At 62.8% G+C, this 18865-nt stretch carries 25 protein-coding genes and 1 tRNA gene; 18 read left to right on the top strand and 8 right to left on the bottom strand.

What is annotated here, in order from left to right:
* Window positions 1-213: 213 nt before the first annotated feature.
* Window positions 214-2889 (top strand): glycosyltransferase, encoded by a 2676-nt coding sequence (locus ABIB90_RS09270; RefSeq protein ID WP_354160852.1) that lies wholly within the window; start codon window positions 214-216, stop codon window positions 2887-2889.
* A 179-nt stretch (window positions 2890-3068) separates the two neighbouring features.
* On the opposite strand, the gene ABIB90_RS09265 is transcribed toward ABIB90_RS09270, so the two are convergent.
* Window positions 3069-3203, bottom strand: coding sequence for a hypothetical protein (locus ABIB90_RS09265; protein ID WP_256375789.1), 135 nt, complete (start codon window positions 3201-3203; stop codon window positions 3069-3071).
* 2 nt (window positions 3204-3205) lie between these two features.
* Between ABIB90_RS09265 and ABIB90_RS09260 the strand changes: the two genes are divergently transcribed.
* From ABIB90_RS09260 to ABIB90_RS09230, 7 genes are all read left to right on the top strand, one after another.
* A tRNA-Lys gene (locus ABIB90_RS09260) sits at window positions 3206-3281 on the top strand.
* A gap of 190 nt (window positions 3282-3471) precedes the next feature.
* Window positions 3472-4002 (top strand): hypothetical protein, encoded by a 531-nt coding sequence (locus ABIB90_RS09255; protein WP_354160854.1) that lies wholly within the window; start codon window positions 3472-3474, stop codon window positions 4000-4002.
* Window positions 4003-4476: 474 nt separating this feature from the next.
* Window positions 4477-4746, top strand: a complete 270-nt coding sequence (locus tag ABIB90_RS09250) for a hypothetical protein (RefSeq protein WP_007590810.1) — start codon at window positions 4477-4479, stop codon at window positions 4744-4746.
* 900 nt (window positions 4747-5646) lie between these two features.
* Window positions 5647-6003 carry a hypothetical protein gene (locus tag ABIB90_RS09245; protein ID WP_354160856.1) on the top strand — a complete coding sequence of 119 codons (357 nt, stop codon included), beginning with the start codon at window positions 5647-5649 and terminating at the stop codon, window positions 6001-6003.
* Window positions 5948-6499 (top strand): hypothetical protein, encoded by a 552-nt coding sequence (locus tag ABIB90_RS09240; RefSeq protein ID WP_354200659.1) that lies wholly within the window; start codon window positions 5948-5950, stop codon window positions 6497-6499. The genes ABIB90_RS09245 and ABIB90_RS09240 overlap by 56 nt, the downstream gene beginning before the upstream one ends.
* A gap of 48 nt (window positions 6500-6547) precedes the next feature.
* On the top strand, window positions 6548-6739 hold the full coding sequence (locus tag ABIB90_RS09235; RefSeq protein WP_007590801.1) for a hypothetical protein: 192 nt from the start codon (window positions 6548-6550) through the stop codon (window positions 6737-6739).
* Window positions 6740-6808: 69 nt separating this feature from the next.
* On the top strand, window positions 6809-6991 hold the full coding sequence (locus ABIB90_RS09230) for a hypothetical protein (protein ID WP_157158529.1): 183 nt from the start codon (window positions 6809-6811) through the stop codon (window positions 6989-6991).
* 80 nt (window positions 6992-7071) lie between these two features.
* Here ABIB90_RS09230 and ABIB90_RS09225 read toward each other — a convergent pair whose 3' ends face one another.
* A complete protein-coding gene (locus ABIB90_RS09225; protein ID WP_007590800.1) occupies window positions 7072-7278 on the bottom strand; it encodes a hypothetical protein in 207 nt (68 codons plus the stop codon).
* A gap of 158 nt (window positions 7279-7436) precedes the next feature.
* The gene (locus ABIB90_RS09220; RefSeq protein ID WP_354160861.1) at window positions 7437-8099 is read right to left on the bottom strand and encodes a hypothetical protein; all 663 of its coding nucleotides are present in this window, start codon (window positions 8097-8099) and stop codon (window positions 7437-7439) included.
* 484 nt (window positions 8100-8583) lie between these two features.
* On the opposite strand from ABIB90_RS09220, the gene ABIB90_RS09215 reads away from it, so the two are divergent.
* The 4 genes from ABIB90_RS09215 to ABIB90_RS09200 all read left to right on the top strand — a co-directional run bounded on the left by ABIB90_RS09215 (window position 8584) and on the right by ABIB90_RS09200 (window position 10068).
* Complete coding sequence (locus ABIB90_RS09215) at window positions 8584-8754, top strand: hypothetical protein (RefSeq protein ID WP_007590796.1); 171 nt, start codon at window positions 8584-8586, stop codon at window positions 8752-8754.
* Between the two features lie 312 nt (window positions 8755-9066).
* Window positions 9067-9309: a hypothetical protein gene (locus ABIB90_RS09210; protein WP_007590794.1), complete on the top strand. Its 243-nt coding sequence runs from the start codon at window positions 9067-9069 to the stop codon at window positions 9307-9309.
* Between the two features lie 134 nt (window positions 9310-9443).
* Window positions 9444-9671: a hypothetical protein gene (locus tag ABIB90_RS09205; protein ID WP_198288291.1), complete on the top strand. Its 228-nt coding sequence runs from the start codon at window positions 9444-9446 to the stop codon at window positions 9669-9671.
* 106 nt (window positions 9672-9777) lie between these two features.
* On the top strand, window positions 9778-10068 hold the full coding sequence (locus tag ABIB90_RS09200; RefSeq protein ID WP_354160863.1) for a hypothetical protein: 291 nt from the start codon (window positions 9778-9780) through the stop codon (window positions 10066-10068).
* Between the two features lies 1 nt (window position 10069).
* On the opposite strand, the gene ABIB90_RS09195 is transcribed toward ABIB90_RS09200, so the two are convergent.
* Together ABIB90_RS09195 and ABIB90_RS09190 are read right to left on the bottom strand one after the other, a co-directional pair.
* Window positions 10070-10456: an NUDIX hydrolase gene (locus ABIB90_RS09195; protein ID WP_198288224.1), complete on the bottom strand. Its 387-nt coding sequence runs from the start codon at window positions 10454-10456 to the stop codon at window positions 10070-10072.
* A 142-nt stretch (window positions 10457-10598) separates the two neighbouring features.
* Window positions 10599-11708, bottom strand: coding sequence for an AI-2E family transporter (locus ABIB90_RS09190; protein ID WP_007590777.1), 1110 nt, complete (start codon window positions 11706-11708; stop codon window positions 10599-10601).
* Between the two features lie 514 nt (window positions 11709-12222).
* Between ABIB90_RS09190 and ABIB90_RS09185 the strand changes: the two genes are divergently transcribed.
* On the top strand, window positions 12223-12450 hold the full coding sequence (locus ABIB90_RS09185; RefSeq protein ID WP_354160866.1) for a hypothetical protein: 228 nt from the start codon (window positions 12223-12225) through the stop codon (window positions 12448-12450).
* A 74-nt stretch (window positions 12451-12524) separates the two neighbouring features.
* Here ABIB90_RS09185 and dapD read toward each other — a convergent pair whose 3' ends face one another.
* Window positions 12525-13496, bottom strand: coding sequence for a 2,3,4,5-tetrahydropyridine-2,6-dicarboxylate N-succinyltransferase (gene dapD / locus ABIB90_RS09180; RefSeq protein WP_354200658.1), 972 nt, complete (start codon window positions 13494-13496; stop codon window positions 12525-12527).
* A 183-nt stretch (window positions 13497-13679) separates the two neighbouring features.
* Between dapD and ABIB90_RS09175 the strand changes: the two genes are divergently transcribed.
* Together ABIB90_RS09175 and ABIB90_RS09170 are read left to right on the top strand one after the other, a co-directional pair.
* Window positions 13680-15728 (top strand): acetoacetate--CoA ligase, encoded by a 2049-nt coding sequence (locus ABIB90_RS09175; RefSeq protein ID WP_354160870.1) that lies wholly within the window; start codon window positions 13680-13682, stop codon window positions 15726-15728.
* 93 nt (window positions 15729-15821) lie between these two features.
* The gene (locus tag ABIB90_RS09170; protein ID WP_007590765.1) at window positions 15822-16124 is read left to right on the top strand and encodes a hypothetical protein; all 303 of its coding nucleotides are present in this window, start codon (window positions 15822-15824) and stop codon (window positions 16122-16124) included.
* A gap of 3 nt (window positions 16125-16127) precedes the next feature.
* On the opposite strand, the gene ABIB90_RS09165 is transcribed toward ABIB90_RS09170, so the two are convergent.
* Window positions 16128-16364 (bottom strand): hypothetical protein, encoded by a 237-nt coding sequence (locus ABIB90_RS09165; RefSeq protein ID WP_026233472.1) that lies wholly within the window; start codon window positions 16362-16364, stop codon window positions 16128-16130.
* 338 nt (window positions 16365-16702) lie between these two features.
* Window positions 16703-16990 (bottom strand): hypothetical protein, encoded by a 288-nt coding sequence (locus tag ABIB90_RS09160; protein WP_354160872.1) that lies wholly within the window; start codon window positions 16988-16990, stop codon window positions 16703-16705.
* A 190-nt stretch (window positions 16991-17180) separates the two neighbouring features.
* On the opposite strand from ABIB90_RS09160, the gene ABIB90_RS09155 reads away from it, so the two are divergent.
* The 3 genes from ABIB90_RS09155 (at window position 17181) to ABIB90_RS09145 (ending at window position 18814) form a co-directional block, all read left to right on the top strand.
* On the top strand, window positions 17181-17768 hold the full coding sequence (locus tag ABIB90_RS09155; protein ID WP_007590762.1) for a formyltransferase family protein: 588 nt from the start codon (window positions 17181-17183) through the stop codon (window positions 17766-17768).
* A gap of 211 nt (window positions 17769-17979) precedes the next feature.
* Window positions 17980-18324 carry a hypothetical protein gene (locus ABIB90_RS09150; protein WP_007590760.1) on the top strand — a complete coding sequence of 115 codons (345 nt, stop codon included), beginning with the start codon at window positions 17980-17982 and terminating at the stop codon, window positions 18322-18324.
* Window positions 18269-18814: a hypothetical protein gene (locus ABIB90_RS09145; RefSeq protein ID WP_007590758.1), complete on the top strand. Its 546-nt coding sequence runs from the start codon at window positions 18269-18271 to the stop codon at window positions 18812-18814. Before ABIB90_RS09150 ends, ABIB90_RS09145 begins: the two co-directional genes overlap by 56 nt.
* Window positions 18815-18865 lie beyond the last annotated feature (51 nt).

Here is an 18865-nt window from a genome sequence, read left to right as displayed (position 1 = left end):
CCGCGATTGTTTCAGCCTCCGTTCAGGAACGATCGGCGATAGAGGCAATTGGCACTGCTGCGAATTTGAAATGTGCATGCCCTCATACGGTCATGAGGCGATGACAGTTGTGAAACCGCGCGGCAGAGGTATGCTCCATTTGCCGCGGACTTGGTCGGATCTCGGGGTCGGATCCGCTTCCCTGCCCCCTCAGCCCCTTTTGGTTTAGCCGCGATGCGGGTTGTCGCCGCCGTTCTGTTGCTTGTGTCCGCGCTCCACGCCGGCCTCTGGGGGGTCTTGCGTGACAAGGAACCCGCGCCCGACTTCAAGGGCTTGCTGCCCAGCGTCTCCTATGCGCCGTTCGAGGGCTCGGCTCACCCCGATATCGACAACATTCCGACGGTGGAGAAAATCCGCGCCGACCTGAAGACGCTGTCGACGATGACGCGCGCGATCCGTCTCTATTCGTCCACGGGCGGCGTGGAACTGGTGCCGCCGATCGCGGCCGAGTTCGGCCTCAAGGTCACCGTCGGCGCCTGGATCGACAAGGACAAGGATCGCAACGAGCGCGAGATCAAGGCCGCCATCGAGCTCGCCCGCAAGAACAGCAACGTCAACGGCGTCGTCGTCGGCAACGAGGTGATCTACCGCGGCGAGCAGAAGGTCGAAGACCTCATCGAGATGATCAAGAAGGTCAAGGGCGCGGTCCGCGTGCCCGTCACGACCGGTGAAATCTGGAACATCTGGCGCGACAATCCCGACCTCGGCTCCAACGTCGACTTCATCGCCGCCCACGTGCTGCCCTACTGGGAGAACTTCCGCTCGGACCAGGCGGTCGACCAGGCCGTCGACCGCTACAATCTGTTGCGCAACCTGTTCCCCGGCAAGCGCATCGTGATCGCCGAGTTCGGCTGGCCGAGCGCGGGTTACAATTTGCGCAACGCCGACCCCGGTCCGTTCCAGCAGGCACTGACCTTGCGCAACTTCGTCAGCCGCGCCGACGCCATCGGCATGGAATACAACATTGTCGAAGCCATCGATCAGCCCTGGAAATACTTCGAAGGCGGCGTCGGTCCGTACTGGGGCATCCTCAACGCCAGCCGCGAGCCGAAATTCGCCTGGACCGGGCCGGTGGAGAATCCCGACTATTGGAAGCTGATGGGTGTGGCGCTCCTGGTCGGTATCCTGCTGTCGCTGCCGATCCTGCGGCTGCAGCAGCCGACGGCGAAGCAGGCGTTCCTGCTGTCGGCCACCGCCAACGGCGTCGGCGCCTGGGCCGCCACCGTGTTCGCGTTCTGGAACGGGCACTATTTCATCTTCGGCTCGGCCTTCGCGCTCACGCTCGGCATGATCCTGCTTGTTCCCCTTGTGCTGATCGCGATGGCGCGCATCGACGAGATCGCCGCCGTCGCCTTCGGCCGGCCGCCGCAGCGCCTGCTCGCGAAGGACAAGCCAGTCGAGAACGTACCGGAGAATTACTTTCCAAAAGTCTCGATCCACATCCCCGCTTATTTCGAGCCGGTCGAGATGCTCAAGCAGACGCTCGATGCGCTGTCGCGGCTGAACTATCCGAACTACGAATGCGTCGTCATCATCAACAACACGCCGGACCCTGCCTTCTGGCAGCCGATCCAGGATCATTGCCGCGCGCTCGGTGAACGCTTCAAGTTCATCAACGCCGAGAAGGTGCAGGGCTTCAAGGCCGGTGCGCTGCGCATCGCGATGGACCGCACCGCCGTCGACGCCGAGATCATCGGCATCCTCGATGCCGACTACGTCGTCGATCCCGACTGGCTGAAGGACCTCGTGCCGGCGTTCGCCGATCCCAGTGTCGGCCTGGTGCAGGCGCCGCAGGAACATCGCGACGGCGATCTGTCGATCATGCACTACATCATGAACGGCGAATATGCCGGCTTCTTCGACATCGGCATGGTCCAGCGCAACGAGACCAACGCCATCATCGTGCACGGCACGATGTGCCTGATCCGCCGCGCCGCGATGGACATGGCCGGCGGCTGGTCGTCCGACACGATCTGCGAGGACAGCGACCTCGGCCTTTCGATTCAGCAGCTCGGCTGGACCACGCACTACACCAACCACCGCTACGGCCAGGGCCTGCTGCCCGACACCTACGAGGCCTTCAAGAAGCAGCGTCACCGCTGGGCCTATGGCGGTCTCCAGATCGTCAAGAAGCACTGGCGGAACTTCCTGCCGGGACGGAGCCGGCTGACGCCCGACCAGAAGCGCGAATATGGCCTCGGTTGGCTGAACTGGCTGGGCGCCGAGAGCCTCGGCGTGGTCGTGGCACTGCTCAACCTCGTCTGGGTGCCGATCGTCGCCTTCGCCGACATCGCCATTCCCGACAAGATCCTGACGCTGCCGATCATCGGCGCCTTCATCGTCTCGCTCGCGCACTTCTTGTCGATGTACCGCGCGCGCGTCGCGATCAAGCCCGGCCAGATGCTGGGTGCGATGATCGCCGCGATGAGCGTGCAGTGGACAGTGTCCCGCGCCGTCGCGCAGGGACTGATCACCGAGCACATCGCGTTCGCGCGCACCTCCAAGGGCGGCCTGTCCAGGATGTCGATCGAGTTCCAGGCGTTCTGGGAGGCCGTGATCGGCGCCCTGCTCCTGATCGGCGCCGGCGTGCTGGTGGCCTCCAACAGCTATCGCCAGATCACCGAGATCTACATCTTCGCTGGCGTGCTGGTGCTGCAGAGCCTGCCGTTCCTGGCTGCGGTCGCCATCGCCATCCTCGAGCTCAGCCGCATCAACTCGTTCCAGTTCTGGCGCGACAGCGCGATCCGCACCGCCGAGCTGATCGGCCTGCGCCCGGTCGCGCTGCCGACCCCCGCCGGCACGCCGCAGCAATTGCCGGTGCCGAGCGAGGTCCGGCGGGAAGCGAACTGACGGGGCTCCGAACGCGGCATCCGGCCCATGGGCGGACGTCGCGGGTTCTTCGGCGTGGATGGCGGCCCGCCATCTCGGTTGAAAATCCCGGCTCAAGCATTGGAAACGGCGAGCGAATTCCCGCTGTTGCCTTCAACTTCGGCAGCCACCCGAGCTATTGACGTCCGCGCCCCATCCCCCTACACAGCGCGGGCCGAAAGCATGATCCGGAAACAGCCGGTTTTTCCGCAACGCTTGCGTCGATGTGGCGGCAAGACATGCTTTTCCAAATGACCGAAGACGATGGCGATCTCTTCAAAGCCATCAGCGGCCATGGGAGCGCGTAGCTCAGCCGGTAGAGCACGTGACTTTTAATCACGGGGTCCTGGGTTCGAGCCCCAGCGCGCTCACCAACAGATACTCCGCTTTAAAATTTTCGGTTTTATCGGAGCCTTGCTCATGCGGGGCGCATTCCGGGCCACTTGGACCCTTTTGCCGCCATAGGAAAATAGGGCTGCCGAGCACGTGCAGCGTGCGCCTCCATCGTGCCACTATCGACTCCTTGATTCGGAGTTAGTCTAGACGGCGAGTAGAAGCGTCGAGTTGGCCGTGTTCTGGCTGCCGCTCCTTGCGGGTATCCTACTTAGCGGGATTGCCGGCAGTGCTTGGTACGGCGGCGACAAAATTCCAGCAATTTGGATCGCTTTCTTCGGAGTGGTCTGTCTATTGCTGACCGCTGCTCTCCAAATACAAAACTTCGCGTATGCCAACCTGCTGCAACCAGAAATCGATATCGAAGCACCGACCCAACGAACAATTTTGACGTGGAATCCGCCTACCAGCTTTTTCATCAACTCCCGTCCCGAGAACAAAGCGCCGCCCGGAAGAGACAGCTCCGAGTCCCCGGCGATCATTTTCGAGAACAGGAGCAACGTCATCGGGCAGGACGCGTCCAATGTTGCGCCCGCTCAGCTCAATCAGCGCGTCGACACGATCTGGCGAATAGCCGGTGCGTCCGCGCTCAAAATCGGTCGTGAAGGCGCACATCTGATCTTCCAGCACCGCGAACCCGCCAACGTGGTAAACCTGCACTTAGGAAACGTGCGGCGGGAGCGGTGGTTGGTTCTTGCCTGAACCACGCCAATTCATAGCGTTTAGCTCCTTTTGGCCGCCGGCAGTCAATGTCCAGCCATCGCGCTCATTGCGTATCAGCTTTTGCTGTTCGAGCTTCTGCGCCAGACGGTACACGTCCAATTTCCGATAGTCCCCGGTACTCCACCGGACATGCGCAGCCGTCTAAAGGGAACTACCCTGCCGGCTTTTGGACCATTTCGGATGACGCGCAGCAAGGAGCGGGGCAGCCCACCGATCCTCATTTGCCGCAAATGCAGGGGGCGAATGGACTACCTCGCGACGCTGCCTGCGATTGTGAACCTACCGGCAGTGTATGCTTACAGGTGCCTCCCCTGCCTGAGAGTCGACACCGTCGCTCTGGAGTAGCCCGCATCGAGCGCCGAGGCTTATCCACACCCACGACCCGCAGTAGCTCGCCGCCGACCGACGCCCCTACCAATCGATAATTTGCAGCCTGCATCGAGGCGCGTTTTGATGGGGCATGCCTCGCTCCGCCGTCATAGCGCCACTCATTTCAGTCGCCGCCCGGTCAAGATCACTTTCGGCGAGCTGCGCGAGATGGGCTTAAGCGGCGTCATGGTCTGGTGCCACTGCGGCCATCACGTCGCGGTCAGCGCCGATCGCTGGCCCGACGAACTGCGGCTTTCTGATCTTGAACGGCGGTTTATCTGCCAAGTCTGCGGTAGTCGCGGCGCCGATGTGCGGCCTGACTTCGCCCCTCCCAAAATGGGCACCAACGTATGAGGCCCGCCAGGCTTAGCCGGCGGGCCCTTTGATGGCTCACTGAGGAGGCTTCTTCGTTGCGGTCGGTGGCTTCGCTGTGCCACTGCTGGGGGTATCATAATGCGCCGAGTTACGTCCGCCCCCAGGCTTCCCATTCATTTTGCCCGCCGATGCTGGAGACGTCATAAAGCCGGCGGCGATCATCGCGCCGCCGAACGCAACAATCACAAACAAAGCAGTAGCTCTTACGATTTCGGCGCGTTCTCCGGCCTGTCGTTCCCCCGTGTAGGCCGGGACTCCGCCTCCTGCCAGTGGAGTGAACCTTTATGTAGCCGGCTTAGACCAATGAATGTCCGGGATTTTGCTGATCCCTCTCGGGGCTGGAACGCCGCCGCCTGCGCTTCATTTCAAGCGGGCGGCGTTTTCATGAGGAAAGCCTATGGTACGCGCGCACCCCCAGCTTTGGTGCGGAATTCAGTATCTATTCTGACTGAACAAGCGCCTAGTCATTCGATCACCGGCCCATCACGGCATCTATCGGTGACTGAGAGCTGCTCGTGCTCCCGCCCTACGCGGAGCCACCCTATGCCAACCAGAAAAAAACAAACCATTCCCCTGACAACGCGACTTGCTCAATTGGCGGAGGAAGCCCGCCGCCGCGCCGAGGCGGCTCCGCTCGGAGCGAAGCGCGAAACTCTCCTGAAAGCGGCGCGCATAAGCGAAACCGCCCTCCAGCTCCAGCAATGGATTAGCTCACCTGGATTGAGAGCACCGAGCTAACGGGAAGGGCCGCCCGGTGGGCGGCCTCTTTTCTTTGCCTCACTGTGACGGCTTGGCTGGCCCCCGACCCGCCAAGGCGCACGGCCGACGGCCGGAACGATCCGCCAGCAGCGCAATTGCTCCCTGAGTAGGAGTTGCGTCATGCGTCATGCGCCGTCGATTGTGCCGCTGGATCGGCTCGACCGTGAGATTTACCTGGTGCTGGAAGACTTCGGCGCGCGTGCCGGCTGCTCCTGGCGCGAGACCGACGAGCAGGACACCGACATCGAGACCATCATCCGCGACCTGCTCTCCGGGCAGTACGCCTATCCCGTCCGTATTGTCGCCTTCAACGCGATCGAGGGCCGGTCTCGCGATGCCACCAGCGAGATCGCAGATGAGCTTGCCGAGCGTGTCACGAGTAGCGAGATCACGCCGGCGTTGCAGGCCTTCGTCCAGGCAAATGCTTCCCGACCTTTTGCTGTACAACTGGCGCTCCCTCTACGGGGAGCAGCCTGACTCCAAATCTGTGATCGTGATGTTGCGCGGGGATCGCGGTGACGGTGCACAACAGGCACAGTCGTCGGAAGTTCGCGCTTCTCCTCGGCTTGATTTTTTGGTACCAAATAAAATGAAATCAGCAAAAAAGATTCGTGCCAAAAAACATCGCGGCCGCCCCGCTACTGGTCAGGGCGTCCAGATCGGCACGCGCTGGCCGGAGGTGACTGTGGCTCAGATCGACGCATGGGCGTCGGGGCAGGAAGACACTCCGGCTCGCTCTGAATCCATCCGTCGGCTGGTCGATATTGGCTTGGGCAAACCCGCCCCCGCCCTCGCGGTTACGTCTGCCGCCAAGGCCTCGTCCGAGCGGGCTCGGGAAATGGCGGGTAAAGCGATCGACAAGCTCAAAGACAACAAAGCGAGCCCGGATGACCAGGCCAGCCGCAAGCGGCGGCTCGTCAAGGGACCCGAGGAATTCCAGAACGTTCGACGCGATCGGCCAAATCGAAAATGATTTGACCGGCGCCCGCTTGGTCAATCTCGGCCTCAAGGCAAAAAGCAAATGATCAAACCCAAACGGTCGGCCGAGCAACAAATCGCGGACGAAGCCGATCGAAGGACCCTCAATCCGATAGCATCGAGACAGACAATAGCGGACAGTCAAGCCACTCCGGAGTTTCAGGAAAACCTCAAACGCCTGAAGTCCGAGCGGCTGGAGCGTGAGGCTCGACTGAATCCGAAGCGCAAGGTCTGATTTGAGCTTGTCGAGCTTTCGCCTCGCCTGGTTGGGCCGGTCAGGCCAACGGGCCGCGTTGGATGGAGGGTGCAGAAGGTCGTGGAAATGTTGAATCGACGGTGGATGATCTTCCTGCTGGTTTCCGTGGTGATCGTTTGCTCGATCTTCGCAGGCGCTCGGTACTATCTCAGCAAATGCCATGGCATGGATGCGTGCGCGGCCGCCGAAGCCGAGAGCCATGAGCGAGACAAGCCGGCCGAGCCACAATAGTTTTCGGATAAAAGCCCGCTGCGAAGACGGACGACCCCAACGGCGAGCTCGCGAATGAAAGTCAGGACCGCGACGACGGACTACACCACGCCGCCGAAGTCGATGCCTTCCTTGGCAAGCGCCTCAGCTTCCTCGGCGGACGTTGTCGGCTTCGTATCGAGGTAGGGGCGCTCAGACGCTGGCAAAATCGTGCGGAGGTTCTGGCCGTCTGTCCGCGTGATGCGAGCAACCCAGCGCTTGGGCCCGTGCTCAAGCCGTTCGATATGGTACTGCTTGTACGTAATCATGACCGTCGGACGCAACTGACGCTGACACAGGCTTTATTCTATCCAACCAGGCATCGCCGCACAACGGCCGCTCAAACTGGGTTAGGGCCCGCCAGCCCGTCAACGCGAACCCGGCCGCGATGGCGCACACAGCCCCAGATGATTTGCCTGACCTACCTTCAGCTCTCCGGAGCTGACACCGTAGCCGGCGTGCTCAGCGGAGCTCCTCCCACCGAAACTGGCCCGATAGATTTCGACTGCCGGGCGATCCGCTTACGGATCGCGGCGGACAGTCCGTAGCGCGCATGCGCTCGTCGAACGGAGGACGTGACGTCCGACATCATGGCATTTTGCAGCGAGTCGATCTTCGCAATCAGTGTGGACAGCTGCGAAGATACCTTCCTCACATCGACCCGTTCGTCCGTGATGCTCTGTCGCAGCGAAAGCAGCACCATCGAATCCGCCTGCAGCACAGCCGCGTTTTGTTGCAATGCCTGGTTGCTCTCCTGCAGCGAAGCCGTGTGTTGCTGCTGGGTCGACTGAATATCCTTCAAGGCAGCGACAACCGGATCCGGCTTTGGCGCTGAAGCCTCTTGCCGCGGTAGCAACTCAGCCAGGCTGCTCAGATTGAGCGACGGCAAGCCGGACGGCCATGTGTAGATCGCCGCCGCGCCGTTGATGGCCAGCGCACACACCGACAGCGTCATAACCGACGTCCGGCTGGACCGCTTGACGGGTTCTGGAGCGTCCAAGCTTGCGGGTTCGTCGGCGGCGATGGCCGCAGCCAGTGCTGCAGGGTCGAGCTGTTCGACAAGGCCTTGCATTTCGAAAGTCGCGGTCATGGCATTGACCCCAAATGAGAGCAATAGGAAGCCGTCGCCGGAACGTCCTCGCGACGGCTCCCTTACGCAGCACCCATCTACAACTGTCTAAAATTGTCGGCTTTTCAGCTTAATTCCACGTTAGCGGCCGCGGCCTGCCGCACGCCCCGCCGCCCCGGCCGACTACGGGGTCGTGCGACAGACATAACTCGCAGGCCGATGCGAGAGCTCCTCCCGAGCCCGGGACGCCGCCTCGGCCCGAAGCGGATTTTCCGAAGTTGGCAGACTACCCCTGTTTTGCCCGACGCGTCAACCGGCGTCTCCGCCGGATGCAAGACCGCCGTGCGCCAAAAAGAAAGCGTTGCGCCAGCAGGACTTAGCTACTGTGCATGGGGTTGTTTTCGCGATTTTGGCCAGCGTGTGTTCGTGCGCCGGCCCCTGCCCCAAAAGCCGCGAGACAACCCGCTCAAAAAGTGTAGGATTCGACAAAACAGGGAGGAGCGGCATGTTTGAAATCAGCGGTTTCGACACGGCAGGAATCGTCAGCCTCAAGCGGCTGTCACTCACCGCCGCCCTCAAGAAGGCCAAGGAACTTATCGCCGACGGGTGCTGGGGCGTTCAGGTGATTGGTCCAGGGGGCCAAGTCTACACCTCGTTCGAGGAGCAAGCCGCGTAGTCCGCCCGCCTTCGGCAGCATTCGGAATCACCCGCCCATCCGATCGGGCGTCGCGCGCTCTCGCCCTTGCGGTGATCGACGTGAAAACCCCAGCGCCTGGTGGAGCGCTGGGGCGTTTTCAAAATATCAATTGGTGAAGCAATGAGGCCTTCGTAGCAGCGATCTCGGCCATCGCTTGTGAACTGCTTCACACGTCCTTCGATCTTTCCACACCTTGACGAGGCTCAACCGCCGCACGCCGTGCCGTTGCCAATCAACTCGTTTGGGAGCACGCTCTCTCCAGGCGCGCAGACGCCACTCAGGGAGAAAGCCATGAAGGACACGGGCCTGGATCATCGCCACCGCGACAAGGATGGCGCGATCAGCAAGAAGCACGGCAACACGCTGGTCGGTACGTTGCGCAAGATCTACGGCAAGGGTTTTGCTGCCGGTTATCCGGATACGACTGAACTCAGCGAGGTCCTGCACCAGCTGAACGAGACATCGCTCAGCCAGTTGCGACGCGATCACGACACCGGGCATCTCGGCCACAAGATCGACCACGTCCCGAAGTGAGGACTTCACGAGTCCCAACTTCAGGTAGTTGAAGTCAACTGCGCTGCCGGGCGGTCTCCGCGAATTTGCCGTTTGAGCCCTCGCCGCCCGAGCGCTAGAATGAGCCTTTTACGGAGGCTCATTTGAAACAGTTCATGATCATCACCGCCATTGCACTCGCCGTGACGGCTCCCGCCCGCTCGCAGGCTCTCGTCGATCCCAACAAGGTTGCTCCCGAATATCGCGAGGCGGCAGAGAAGCGGCGGGCCGAGCAGATGCGGCAGCGCGAATGTGCGCTGAAGGCGGATCTCGAGAAGGTGCTGCCCAGGGATCGCACCGTCTATCTCAACCATTGCCTGGACACGATAGCGGCCAAGCAATAGGCGGCTGTTTCAAGCGGCTTGAAGTCCCGGACGCGTTCAAGCTTTCTTCAGACATTTGGGATCACCTGACGATCCATTTCCATCAGTCATTGTCGATCGACCGCGCATGAGTTTCGTCCAGATTCAGTGCACGCGCTGCAAGACCGTGTTCCGCGACCGCGCGGGACGGTTGCAGGACGGCTATTCCAGGCAATGTCCGAGCTGCGAGGTGGTGCTGTTCTTCGCGGAGGATTCGCCGAACCCTCAGGTCAAGCAGGCCATGAAGCGCGCGCGCCAGGCTCGCAAGGAGCAGCGCGAAACCGAAATGGCCAGGATGTCCGCGCCGCAAGCGCGCGCCAATTTTTCGCGGGCCCACACCGGACGGATACAGCTCTCATCGGAGGACGACGGGGACTAGCTCACCCGCGCTTCTGCGGAAACAGGCGGTCACGGATATAGCGCGAAGTCGGCGTCAGGCGGATGCCGCGCGGCTTCTGCCAGACGGCGCGATCAATCTCGTGCTTGTCGCCGATCGCGAGCCTGCCCTTGGCGCCCTTGGCGATGAAGATCGCGTCGCTCATCTTGCGGCCGGAGCGCTTGTTCCTGGTCGTCACTTCCTTCCAGAGGCTGATCCGGCCGAGCTTCAGCTTGGGCAGCTCTTCCTTGATTTCCCGCCGCAGGCAGTCCTTGTCGGATTCGCGCGCCCGCTTGCGGCCGCCCGGAAACATCCACAGGCCGTCCGACCGCCGTCTGACCAACAAGACCTTGCCGCGCTTGGCGGCAACCAGTTTGGAAGACTTCGCCATGTCCGCCGTAATCGAAACCAGAATCGAGCTTATCGTAACTTGTCTAGTCGGATAGACAAGTTCCGCGGACCTCGATCACACGGGGCAAGGCCGTCAGGGCCGATCGGACCCGGCGGGCCGATCCCGCGGTTCGAGGCGCCGGTCAGCCCTCGCCCGCCGCTGTCCCCGCCCTTGCCCCCGCCTCTGCCCGGTCCTCCGTCCTGATCCAGGCCATCATCATCTCCCAGGCCACCGACAGGATGATCGGGCCGATGAACAGGCCGACGATGCCGTGGGCGAGCGTGCCGCCGATCACGCCGACGAAGATGACGATGGTCGGCGTGGTCAGGCCGCGCCCCATCACCAGCGGCTTCAACATGGTGTCGAGGAAGCCGACGACGACGAGAAACACGGTGAGCAGCAGCGCGGTGGTGACGTCCTTGGCGGTCCAGATCCAGATGATCACCGGCAGAAGCACCAGGAAGGCGCCGATCTGCACGATCGAGAGCAGCAGCACGATGAAGGCGAGCAGGCCTGCGCTCGGCACCGCGGCAAGCTTGAAGCCGATGCCGGCGAGCAATGCCTGCACGATCGCGACGCCGATCACGCCTTGCGCCACGGCGCGGATGGTCGCGCCCGCGAGCCCCAGGAAATGCTCGCTCTGTTCGGGCACGATGCGAAACAGGAAGCCGCGGCCGGCCGCAACCAGCCTCGGCCCGTGCGGAAACAGGAAGCCGGCCACGAACACCGAGACGAGGAACTGGAGCGTGCCGACGCCGGCATCGCCCGCGAGCGACAAGAGCGGTCCCGCCAGCGGCTGGAGATACGGCGCCACCTCGCGCAGCACCGCGCGGATGTTGTTGTAGGCCTGCTCCCAGAGCTCGAATAGCCAGGGGCCAACGACCGGCCACGACTTCAGCTGTTCCGGCGCCGATTGAAGCGCAAGGTCGCCGGTGCCGAGCTGGTGCGCCAGTTCGCGCACGCCGTCCACTGCGCTGATGCCGAGCCAGGTCGCAGGACCGATGACGATGCCGAGCGTGATCAGGGTCAGGATCGCCGCCGCGGTCTTAGGCCGGCCACCCAGGATCTTGGCGACCCAGCTGAAGGCCGGATAGAACGCGACCGCGAGCACGCCGCTCCAGGCAAGGATCGGCACGAAGGGGCGAATGATCAGGAAGGTCCAGATGATCAACAGGCCGAGCAGGCCGACGCGGATCACGAGCTGGATGATGTCCTCGCCCGTCAGGAGCTGACGCAGACTTTTCACGGGCACGGCTTTCCTTGCGGCATTGACGCGGGTTCCGGCACTTGCGCGGCCCAGCGTTATTGCCAGCCGCGCACCCGGCGTCAAGACGACCGGGCCGGCCCGAGCCGGTGATTAGGAACGCATCGGGCTATTCGGCATTCCGAGGCGATGGCACGCCGCCCCAGAGAGCCCGTCGCACATGCGGGAATTCACCGCGGCATCCACTTTTCCCTGAAGCCAAACGCCGCACCGGGCTATTGGCGCTACGCCTATGCCGTCGGCGACAGGGCCCGCTCCGGGCGTGTGCAAGGCAGGCTGCCGTTGCTCGCCATCAGGCGCGTACAGATGCGCATCGACCGCGATATGCGGAGCCTCCGGACCGGCGATTGATCTTGCGGCGGCGCCGCGCGCGCCGGCAAGGCCGCGACCGACTGCCGGCTTGGCTAACGACGATTAACCGGATTTCATCCAACCGGTTTACGCCGTTGCAAAGGCGCGCACCTACGCTTCCATCGAGCTCCCCCAAACCACTTTCGGTGCAATGGCCAATACCATCTGGACGATCGAAGAATTCACCTGCGCGGGTTGCAGCATGAACTACACCGCGACAAGAGAGGAGCACGCCGAAGCGCATTCCGGCAGCTTCAAGTGCAGCATCTGCAGCGGCGTGGTGCACACCTGGTCCGGCAAGCACCATTTCTTCGGCTGGAAAGCGGTGAAGGCCAAGCCACCCGTGTTCGGAAGGCGCTGGGCCGGGGTGCCGTGGTAGGCCAACCGACGAAGCGGGCAAGCTGAGGCTGTTCTGCGATGGCGGCCAGGGAGCAACGCTGCGGCCGTCGTGGCCTAGCTGTGAAGTTGCGCGTTGAGGCCCTCCCAATTTGGCGTACGTTTGGTTGCCTCGATCGCGCCGCTCTGGGAATTACGACGAAACAGAAGGCCCTTCTGGCCTGATAGTTCTCTGGCTTTCAGGATTCGGCCATCTTCCAGAAGGATGCGCGCGCCCGCCGTGACATAACAGCCGGCTTCGACGATACAATCGTCACCCAATGAAATGCCGATGCCGGCGTTGGCTCCGATCAGGCAGCGCTCACCAACTGTGACCCTCTCTTTCCCTCCTCCGGACAGAGTGCCCATGATCGATGCTCCGCCGCCAACGTCGCTGCCGCTTCCCACAACCACACCGGCGCTAATGCGGCCCTCGACCATGCAGGGGCCGAGCGTACCCGCGTTGAAATTGCAAAAGCCCTCATGCATGACGGTTGTGCCCGGCGCCAGGTAGGCTCCGAGCCTTACACGGTCCGCATCTGCAATTCTCACGTCCGCAGGCGTCACATAATCCGTCATGCGCGGAAATTTATCGATGCCTGCCACCTCAAACGCGAGGGCACGCTTTCGCGCCACCATTCGCGCTTCCGGGACACGAGAGCATTCACAGGGACCGAGTGTCGTCCAGGCAACGTTGGGTAAAAGACCGAAAATTCCTTCAAGATTCAGGCAATGGGGCTGGACGAGCCGGTGGCTCAGGAGATGAAGTCGAAGATACGCGTCGTGCACATCAGTCGGCGCAGATGCAAGAGAGTGAATTTCTGTACGAATGGAAACGATCTCGACATGGCGGATATCATCGTGTCGCGCATATCCGTCCGCCGATGCACCCAACGATCTGACGATCTCGTCGCTCGTCAGCCGTACCGTCACGGCCTTATCGGCCGCCACAACCAGGCGCAGCCGAGGAAACCAGGAATCCAGCACGCGACCATCTGCGGCAACCGTCGCAAATCCCTCACCACTCGCGCCCCTCAGCTCCATCGTCATTTGAATGTCCCACACTGTGATCCCAGGCGCAGTGCATACGCGTTCCCGGCGAAATGGCAACTTCTGGTGGCTCAAAGGCGATCGCCCGGATTTGGCGAGCCAGACGCGGCTGCGCGAACTGCGGCTTCTACTTCGTTCCATCGCCGGCTACACTCCTCTCCCTGCAATCAAAATCGATCCGCAATGACCTCACCCTTCGTTCCCCAGATCGCCCTCTACCGCAACTGGCTCGCCGAGCGGCGCGGCCTCACCTTCGCGACCTACGAAGACATGCGGCAATGGTCGGTGCGCGATCTCGACGGCTTCTGGCACAGCATCTGGGACTATTACGATCTGCAATCGCCAACACCGTTTGCGGCCGTGATCACCGAGCGCAAGATGCCCGGCGCGATCTGGTTTCCTGGCGCCCAGGTCAACTATGCCCGGCAGGTGTTCCGCCATGTGGATGCGGCTGACGCCGCCGGCCTGCCCGCGATCGTCAGCTGCGGCGAGGACGGCAAGCTCTACGAGACGAGCTGGCCGGAGCTGCGGCGCAAGGCGGCCGCGCTCGCGCTGCATCTGAAAGAAAAAGGCATCAAGCCCGGCGACCGCGTCGCCGCCTATCTGCCCAACATCCCCGAGACCATCATCGCATTCCTGGCGAGCGCCAGCATCGGCGCGGTCTGGAGCGTGTGCGCGCCCGATATGGCCGCGCCTGCCGTGATCGACCGCTTCAAGCAGATCGAACCCAAAGTGCTGATTGCCTGCGACGCCGTCACCTATGCCGGCCGCCGGCACGATCGCAAAGACGTCCTCACCGAGCTGCGGCAATCGCTGCCGACGGTCGAGCACGTCATCCTGCACAGCGAGGCCGCCGCGCCCGCAGCGCCGGTCGCCCTGCTGTCCGAAATTGTCGCAACAACCGGCGCGGAGATCGACGCATTCGAGCCGGTCTGGCTGCCGTTCGATCATCCGCTCTGGATCGTCTATTCCAGCGGCACCACCGGCCTGCCGAAGCCGATCGTGCACGGCCATGGCGGCATCGTCATCGTGGTGCTGGCGCTGCTGGGATTGCACAACGATCTCGGCTGCTCATACCACGAGAACTCGTTCGGCGAGCGCTATCACTGGTACGCTTCGACCGGCTGGATCATGTGGAACTCGCAAGTCGGCGGCCTGCTCAGCGGCACCACCTGCTGCATCTTCGACGGCAGCCCCGGCGGCGCCAGGGACAAGCCGGACTGGACCACACTGTGGCGCTTCGTCGCGCAGTCGAAAGCGACCTTCTTCGGTGCGGGCGCCGCGTTCTTCGCCAACTGCGTCAAGGCCGAGATCGATCTCGCCGCCGCCGGTGATCTCTCACAGCTTCGATGTCTCGGCTCGACCGGCTCTCCGCTGAGCGCCGACACGCAAGCGTGGTTCAACGACCGCTTCGCGGCGCTCTCGAAAGCCAACGGCAGCAAGGCGCAGGCCGATATCTGGTGGGCCAACATCTCCGGCGGCACGGATTTCGCCGGCGCCTTCATTGGCGGAAATCGCCAACTGCCGCAGACGCCGGGCGCGATGCAGTGCCGTCTGCTGGGTGCTGCCGTGGAAGCCTTCGACGAACAGGGCCGCGCCGTCATCGGCGAGGTCGGCGAACTCGTCTGCACCGAGCCGATGCCGTCGATGCCGCTCTATTTCTGGAACGACAAGGGCGATGCGCGCTATCGGGCGAGCTATTTCGAGACCTATCCGGACAATTTCGACGGCAGCGGCCGCGGGCCGGTGTGGCGGCATGGCGACTGGCTCAAGGTCGACCCTGACGGCTCCTGCATCATCTATGGCCGCAGCGATGCCACCATCAACCGGCATGGCCTGCGCATGGGCACGAGCGAACTCTATTCCGCGATCGAGGCCCTGCCCGAGGTGCTGGATTCCCTCGTCGTCGATCTCGAATATCTCGGCCGTGACAGCTACATGCCGCTGTTCGTGGTGCTGCGCGAAGGCGTCGCCTTCGACGGCGCAATGCAGGCGAAGATCAACAAGGCGATCGAGGCCGGCCTCTCCCGCCGTTTCCTGCCCAACGAGATTTTTGCGGTCGCCGAAATTCCGCGCACGCTCTCGGGCAAGAAGCAGGAACTGCCGATCAAGAAGCTGCTGCTCGGCCAGCCCGTCGAGAAGGTCATCAACCGGGAGGCGATGGCCAATCCCGCCTGCCTTGATTGGTATCTTGCCTTTGCACGCGACTATCTGGCGCGGACCGAGACTTGAGGGGAGATCGGCCCAATTGCGCCGATGCCGTTTGGACTCCGTTCACCGATCGCCGCTAGAGCAGGATAGATCTTCCGAAAACGAACGCGCGCCATGGCCGACCTCAACGCCGTCCTCACCAGGCTCAACGACCGTTTGCTCCGCCTCGAGGGCGAGCTGTTCGTGCTGCGCTCGCTGGCCCGCGCGACGCTGACGGCGGGCGATGACCACGCGGCGCGAATGCGCAAGCTGGTCGAGGCCGCAAAGGTCGCGCTCGACGACGAGGCCACGCGCCCCCTCGACAAGCCGACGCGCAAATATGTCGATGCGGCGACCGCGCTGGTAGAGGAATTGCTGGTCGAGCCGACCTCGGCGCGGCCGTTGTTCACCGTCATCGACGGCGGCCGGCGCGACTGAGCGTCAAACTGGCCGGCCGTCATCCGTCGCTGCGATATCGCCCGACTTGAGCCGGCTGAGGCCGGCTTCGATGATCGCGATCTCCTCGTCGATCTGGCCGATCGGCAGGCTGAAATCGTAGCCGGACCTGCTCTTCAGATCGACCGCAAGCCGCTGTCTGTGCATCATCAGCTCGTCGAGGCCGCGCCGGTTCTTCAGTCGGACATAGACGTCGACGATCTGCTCAATCGCGCTCGGCATGAAATAGGTCCCGGCGAAAAAGCCCGCACGGCGCACCCACGCCGGCGGGACAATCTCGGTGTCGCGGTACGCAATACAAATCCGCGACGGATTCGTCGATACGCCAAGCTGGTTGAGATCATGTTACCGTCAGATGATTTCGTGATGGCCGAGCACGAAAAAGCCGCTGGCAATTACGCCAGCGGCCAAATCCGGGTTCGAAAACGGATGCGGGTTGAAATGTCGCCAGCCCCGGTGGGTCCACGTTCTACCGGCAAATCCTGGATAACTCTGTTAAAAACGAAACACAGGAACCGGCCTATCTCCACTTGCCGCCCGACCGTGGTGGCGCGGCCACGCTAGTCCGAAACGCAAAAATGTTTGCGCGGCAGCCTACGGTAGGCGCTGTAGCGGTAATGCGGCCGGTACGCGTAGCCGCGATAGAGTGCCGGCGGCTCCTGGCCGTAATAGGCGCCGTGATCAAAATTGATGACCGGCCCTTCCGCGCAGCGATAGGTGTCCCAGGTCGGGCCGATGAACGGTGCCACCCCAACCTCGGGCGGAACCGCCGGATAGGGTGGTCCGCCAGCGCGCGCCGCAACGGTTACGACCGGGGCCGCGAGAAGGACAAACCACGCGCTCCGCATGCGTTCGCTCCGAGCCGATGCCATGCGCGCATGGAAGCACCGGACCGGCCGACGCCGCAATCGCGGAATTGATCGCGCACCCCTCGCCCGGTGCATTGTTGATAACCGGCGCAAACCCGGCGCGGGTGGTGACAGGACCTCCGGACGTGTTATCGGGAGATGACGCAGTTGCGAGACGGATCGGACACCCATGCGCATTACCCTCGTCGGCTCCCGCCATTTCGGCGTGACCACCCTGAACATGCTCCGGGAGCACGGTGTCTCGATCGTGCGGGTCGTGGTGGCCGACGCCGAGGATCGTCTCGCCGCGACAGCGAAGGCGGCAGGCATCGGGGTCGTGGTCCAGGCCAACCCCAAACTGGTGGTGGCCTCCGAGATCGCCCCCGACACCGATCTGATCGTCACCGCGCACAGCCACGCCCGGATCGGCAAGGACGCGCTCGAGGCCGCGAAGCTGGGCGGGATCGGCTATCATCCCTCGCTGCTGCCGCGTCACCGCGGCAAGGCGGCCGTGGAATGGACCATCAAGGAAGGCGATCCGATCGCCGGCGGCACGATCTATCACCTCGCCGACCGCATGGACGCCGGCGCCATCGCGGCCCAGGAGTGGTGCTTCGTCAAGAAGGGCGAGACGGCGCGGGAGCTATGGGAGCGCGCGCTGGCCCCGCTCGGGCTCAAATTGCTGGCCGACGTGATCGATTACGCCAAGGTCCACAAGGCGCTGCCGTCCAAGACTCAGGACGAGCAGTTCGCGACCTCGGCGCCAAGTCTTTCCTAAAGCCCTTTCCTAAGCCCCTTTCCTGAGTCGCTGTCCTGACGTTTACCCTTAACGTGAGGGCTCGTTGATTCTGCTTCGAAAATTGCAGCCGGAAACCCAAATAAACCATTGTTCCCACAGGAACAATTTTCGATTTGGCACCGCACCAAATTTCCGTCACATTTGGCCCGAATAAGGGTCAGCATATCAGACAAATTCAAGGACGGATTTTATGCGTTTTGCTCGCATTGCGGCGTTCTGTGCCGCTTCAGTTTTCACCCTCGCCGCGCCCGCTTTCGCCCAGACTCCCTATGACGGCAACTGGCAGGTCACCATCGTGACTAAGAGCGGTTCCTGCGAGCCGACTGCAAGCTCCTTGCTGACGGTTGCCGACGGCAAGATCACCGCGCCGGGCGCTAACGTTTCCGGCACCATCGGCAGCGGGGGACTTGTGAAAGTTTCGATCAATGGTGCATATGCCAACGGTCAACTCAGCGGCAACGCCGGATCGGGGAAGTGGAATGGAGCATCTGCAGGCATACCGTGCAGCGGGCGGTGGGAAGCATCGCGCCAATAGAAAAATCGTGACGAACGGTCTGGGCCGGCGGTTGCTGATCGCGGCCGCCGTTATGTTTGCGGCCGGAATTGCCAACTCCGAGAGCAAGGCCCAGTCCGGCCCGTTCGCCCCGCTGGCCGGCAGCTGGAGCGGCTCAGGCACGGTCACTCTGGATGACGGCTCGACCGAGCGGATCCGCTGCCGGGCCAAATACGCTCCGATCGGACCGACCATGGAGTTGTCGCTGACCTGCGCCAGCGACGCCTACAAGTTCAACCTCGGCGCCAACGTCAGGGCTGAAGGCAGCGCCATCGCGGGCAGCTGGTCCGAGGCCAGCCGCAATATCAGCGGCTCCCTTTCCGGCCGCGGCGCCGGCGGAAACTATGAGCTGCTCGCCTCCACCGCCGGCTTCAACGCCAACATCTCGCTCAAGACATCCGGCAACAAGCAGAACGTCACGATGCGCGCCGACAGCCAGTTCCGCGGCGCCAACATCTCGCTCTCGCGCTAAGCCGATACGAGTAGATTGACAATCGACCCGGCGATCTCGCCGGGTCGATTT

The sequence above is a fragment of the Bradyrhizobium sp. JR4.1 genome, from assembly GCF_040548605.1.
Classification (GTDB): Bacteria; Pseudomonadota; Alphaproteobacteria; order Rhizobiales; family Xanthobacteraceae; genus Bradyrhizobium; species Bradyrhizobium canariense.
This window is presented reverse-complemented; position numbering and strand designations above follow the sequence as displayed.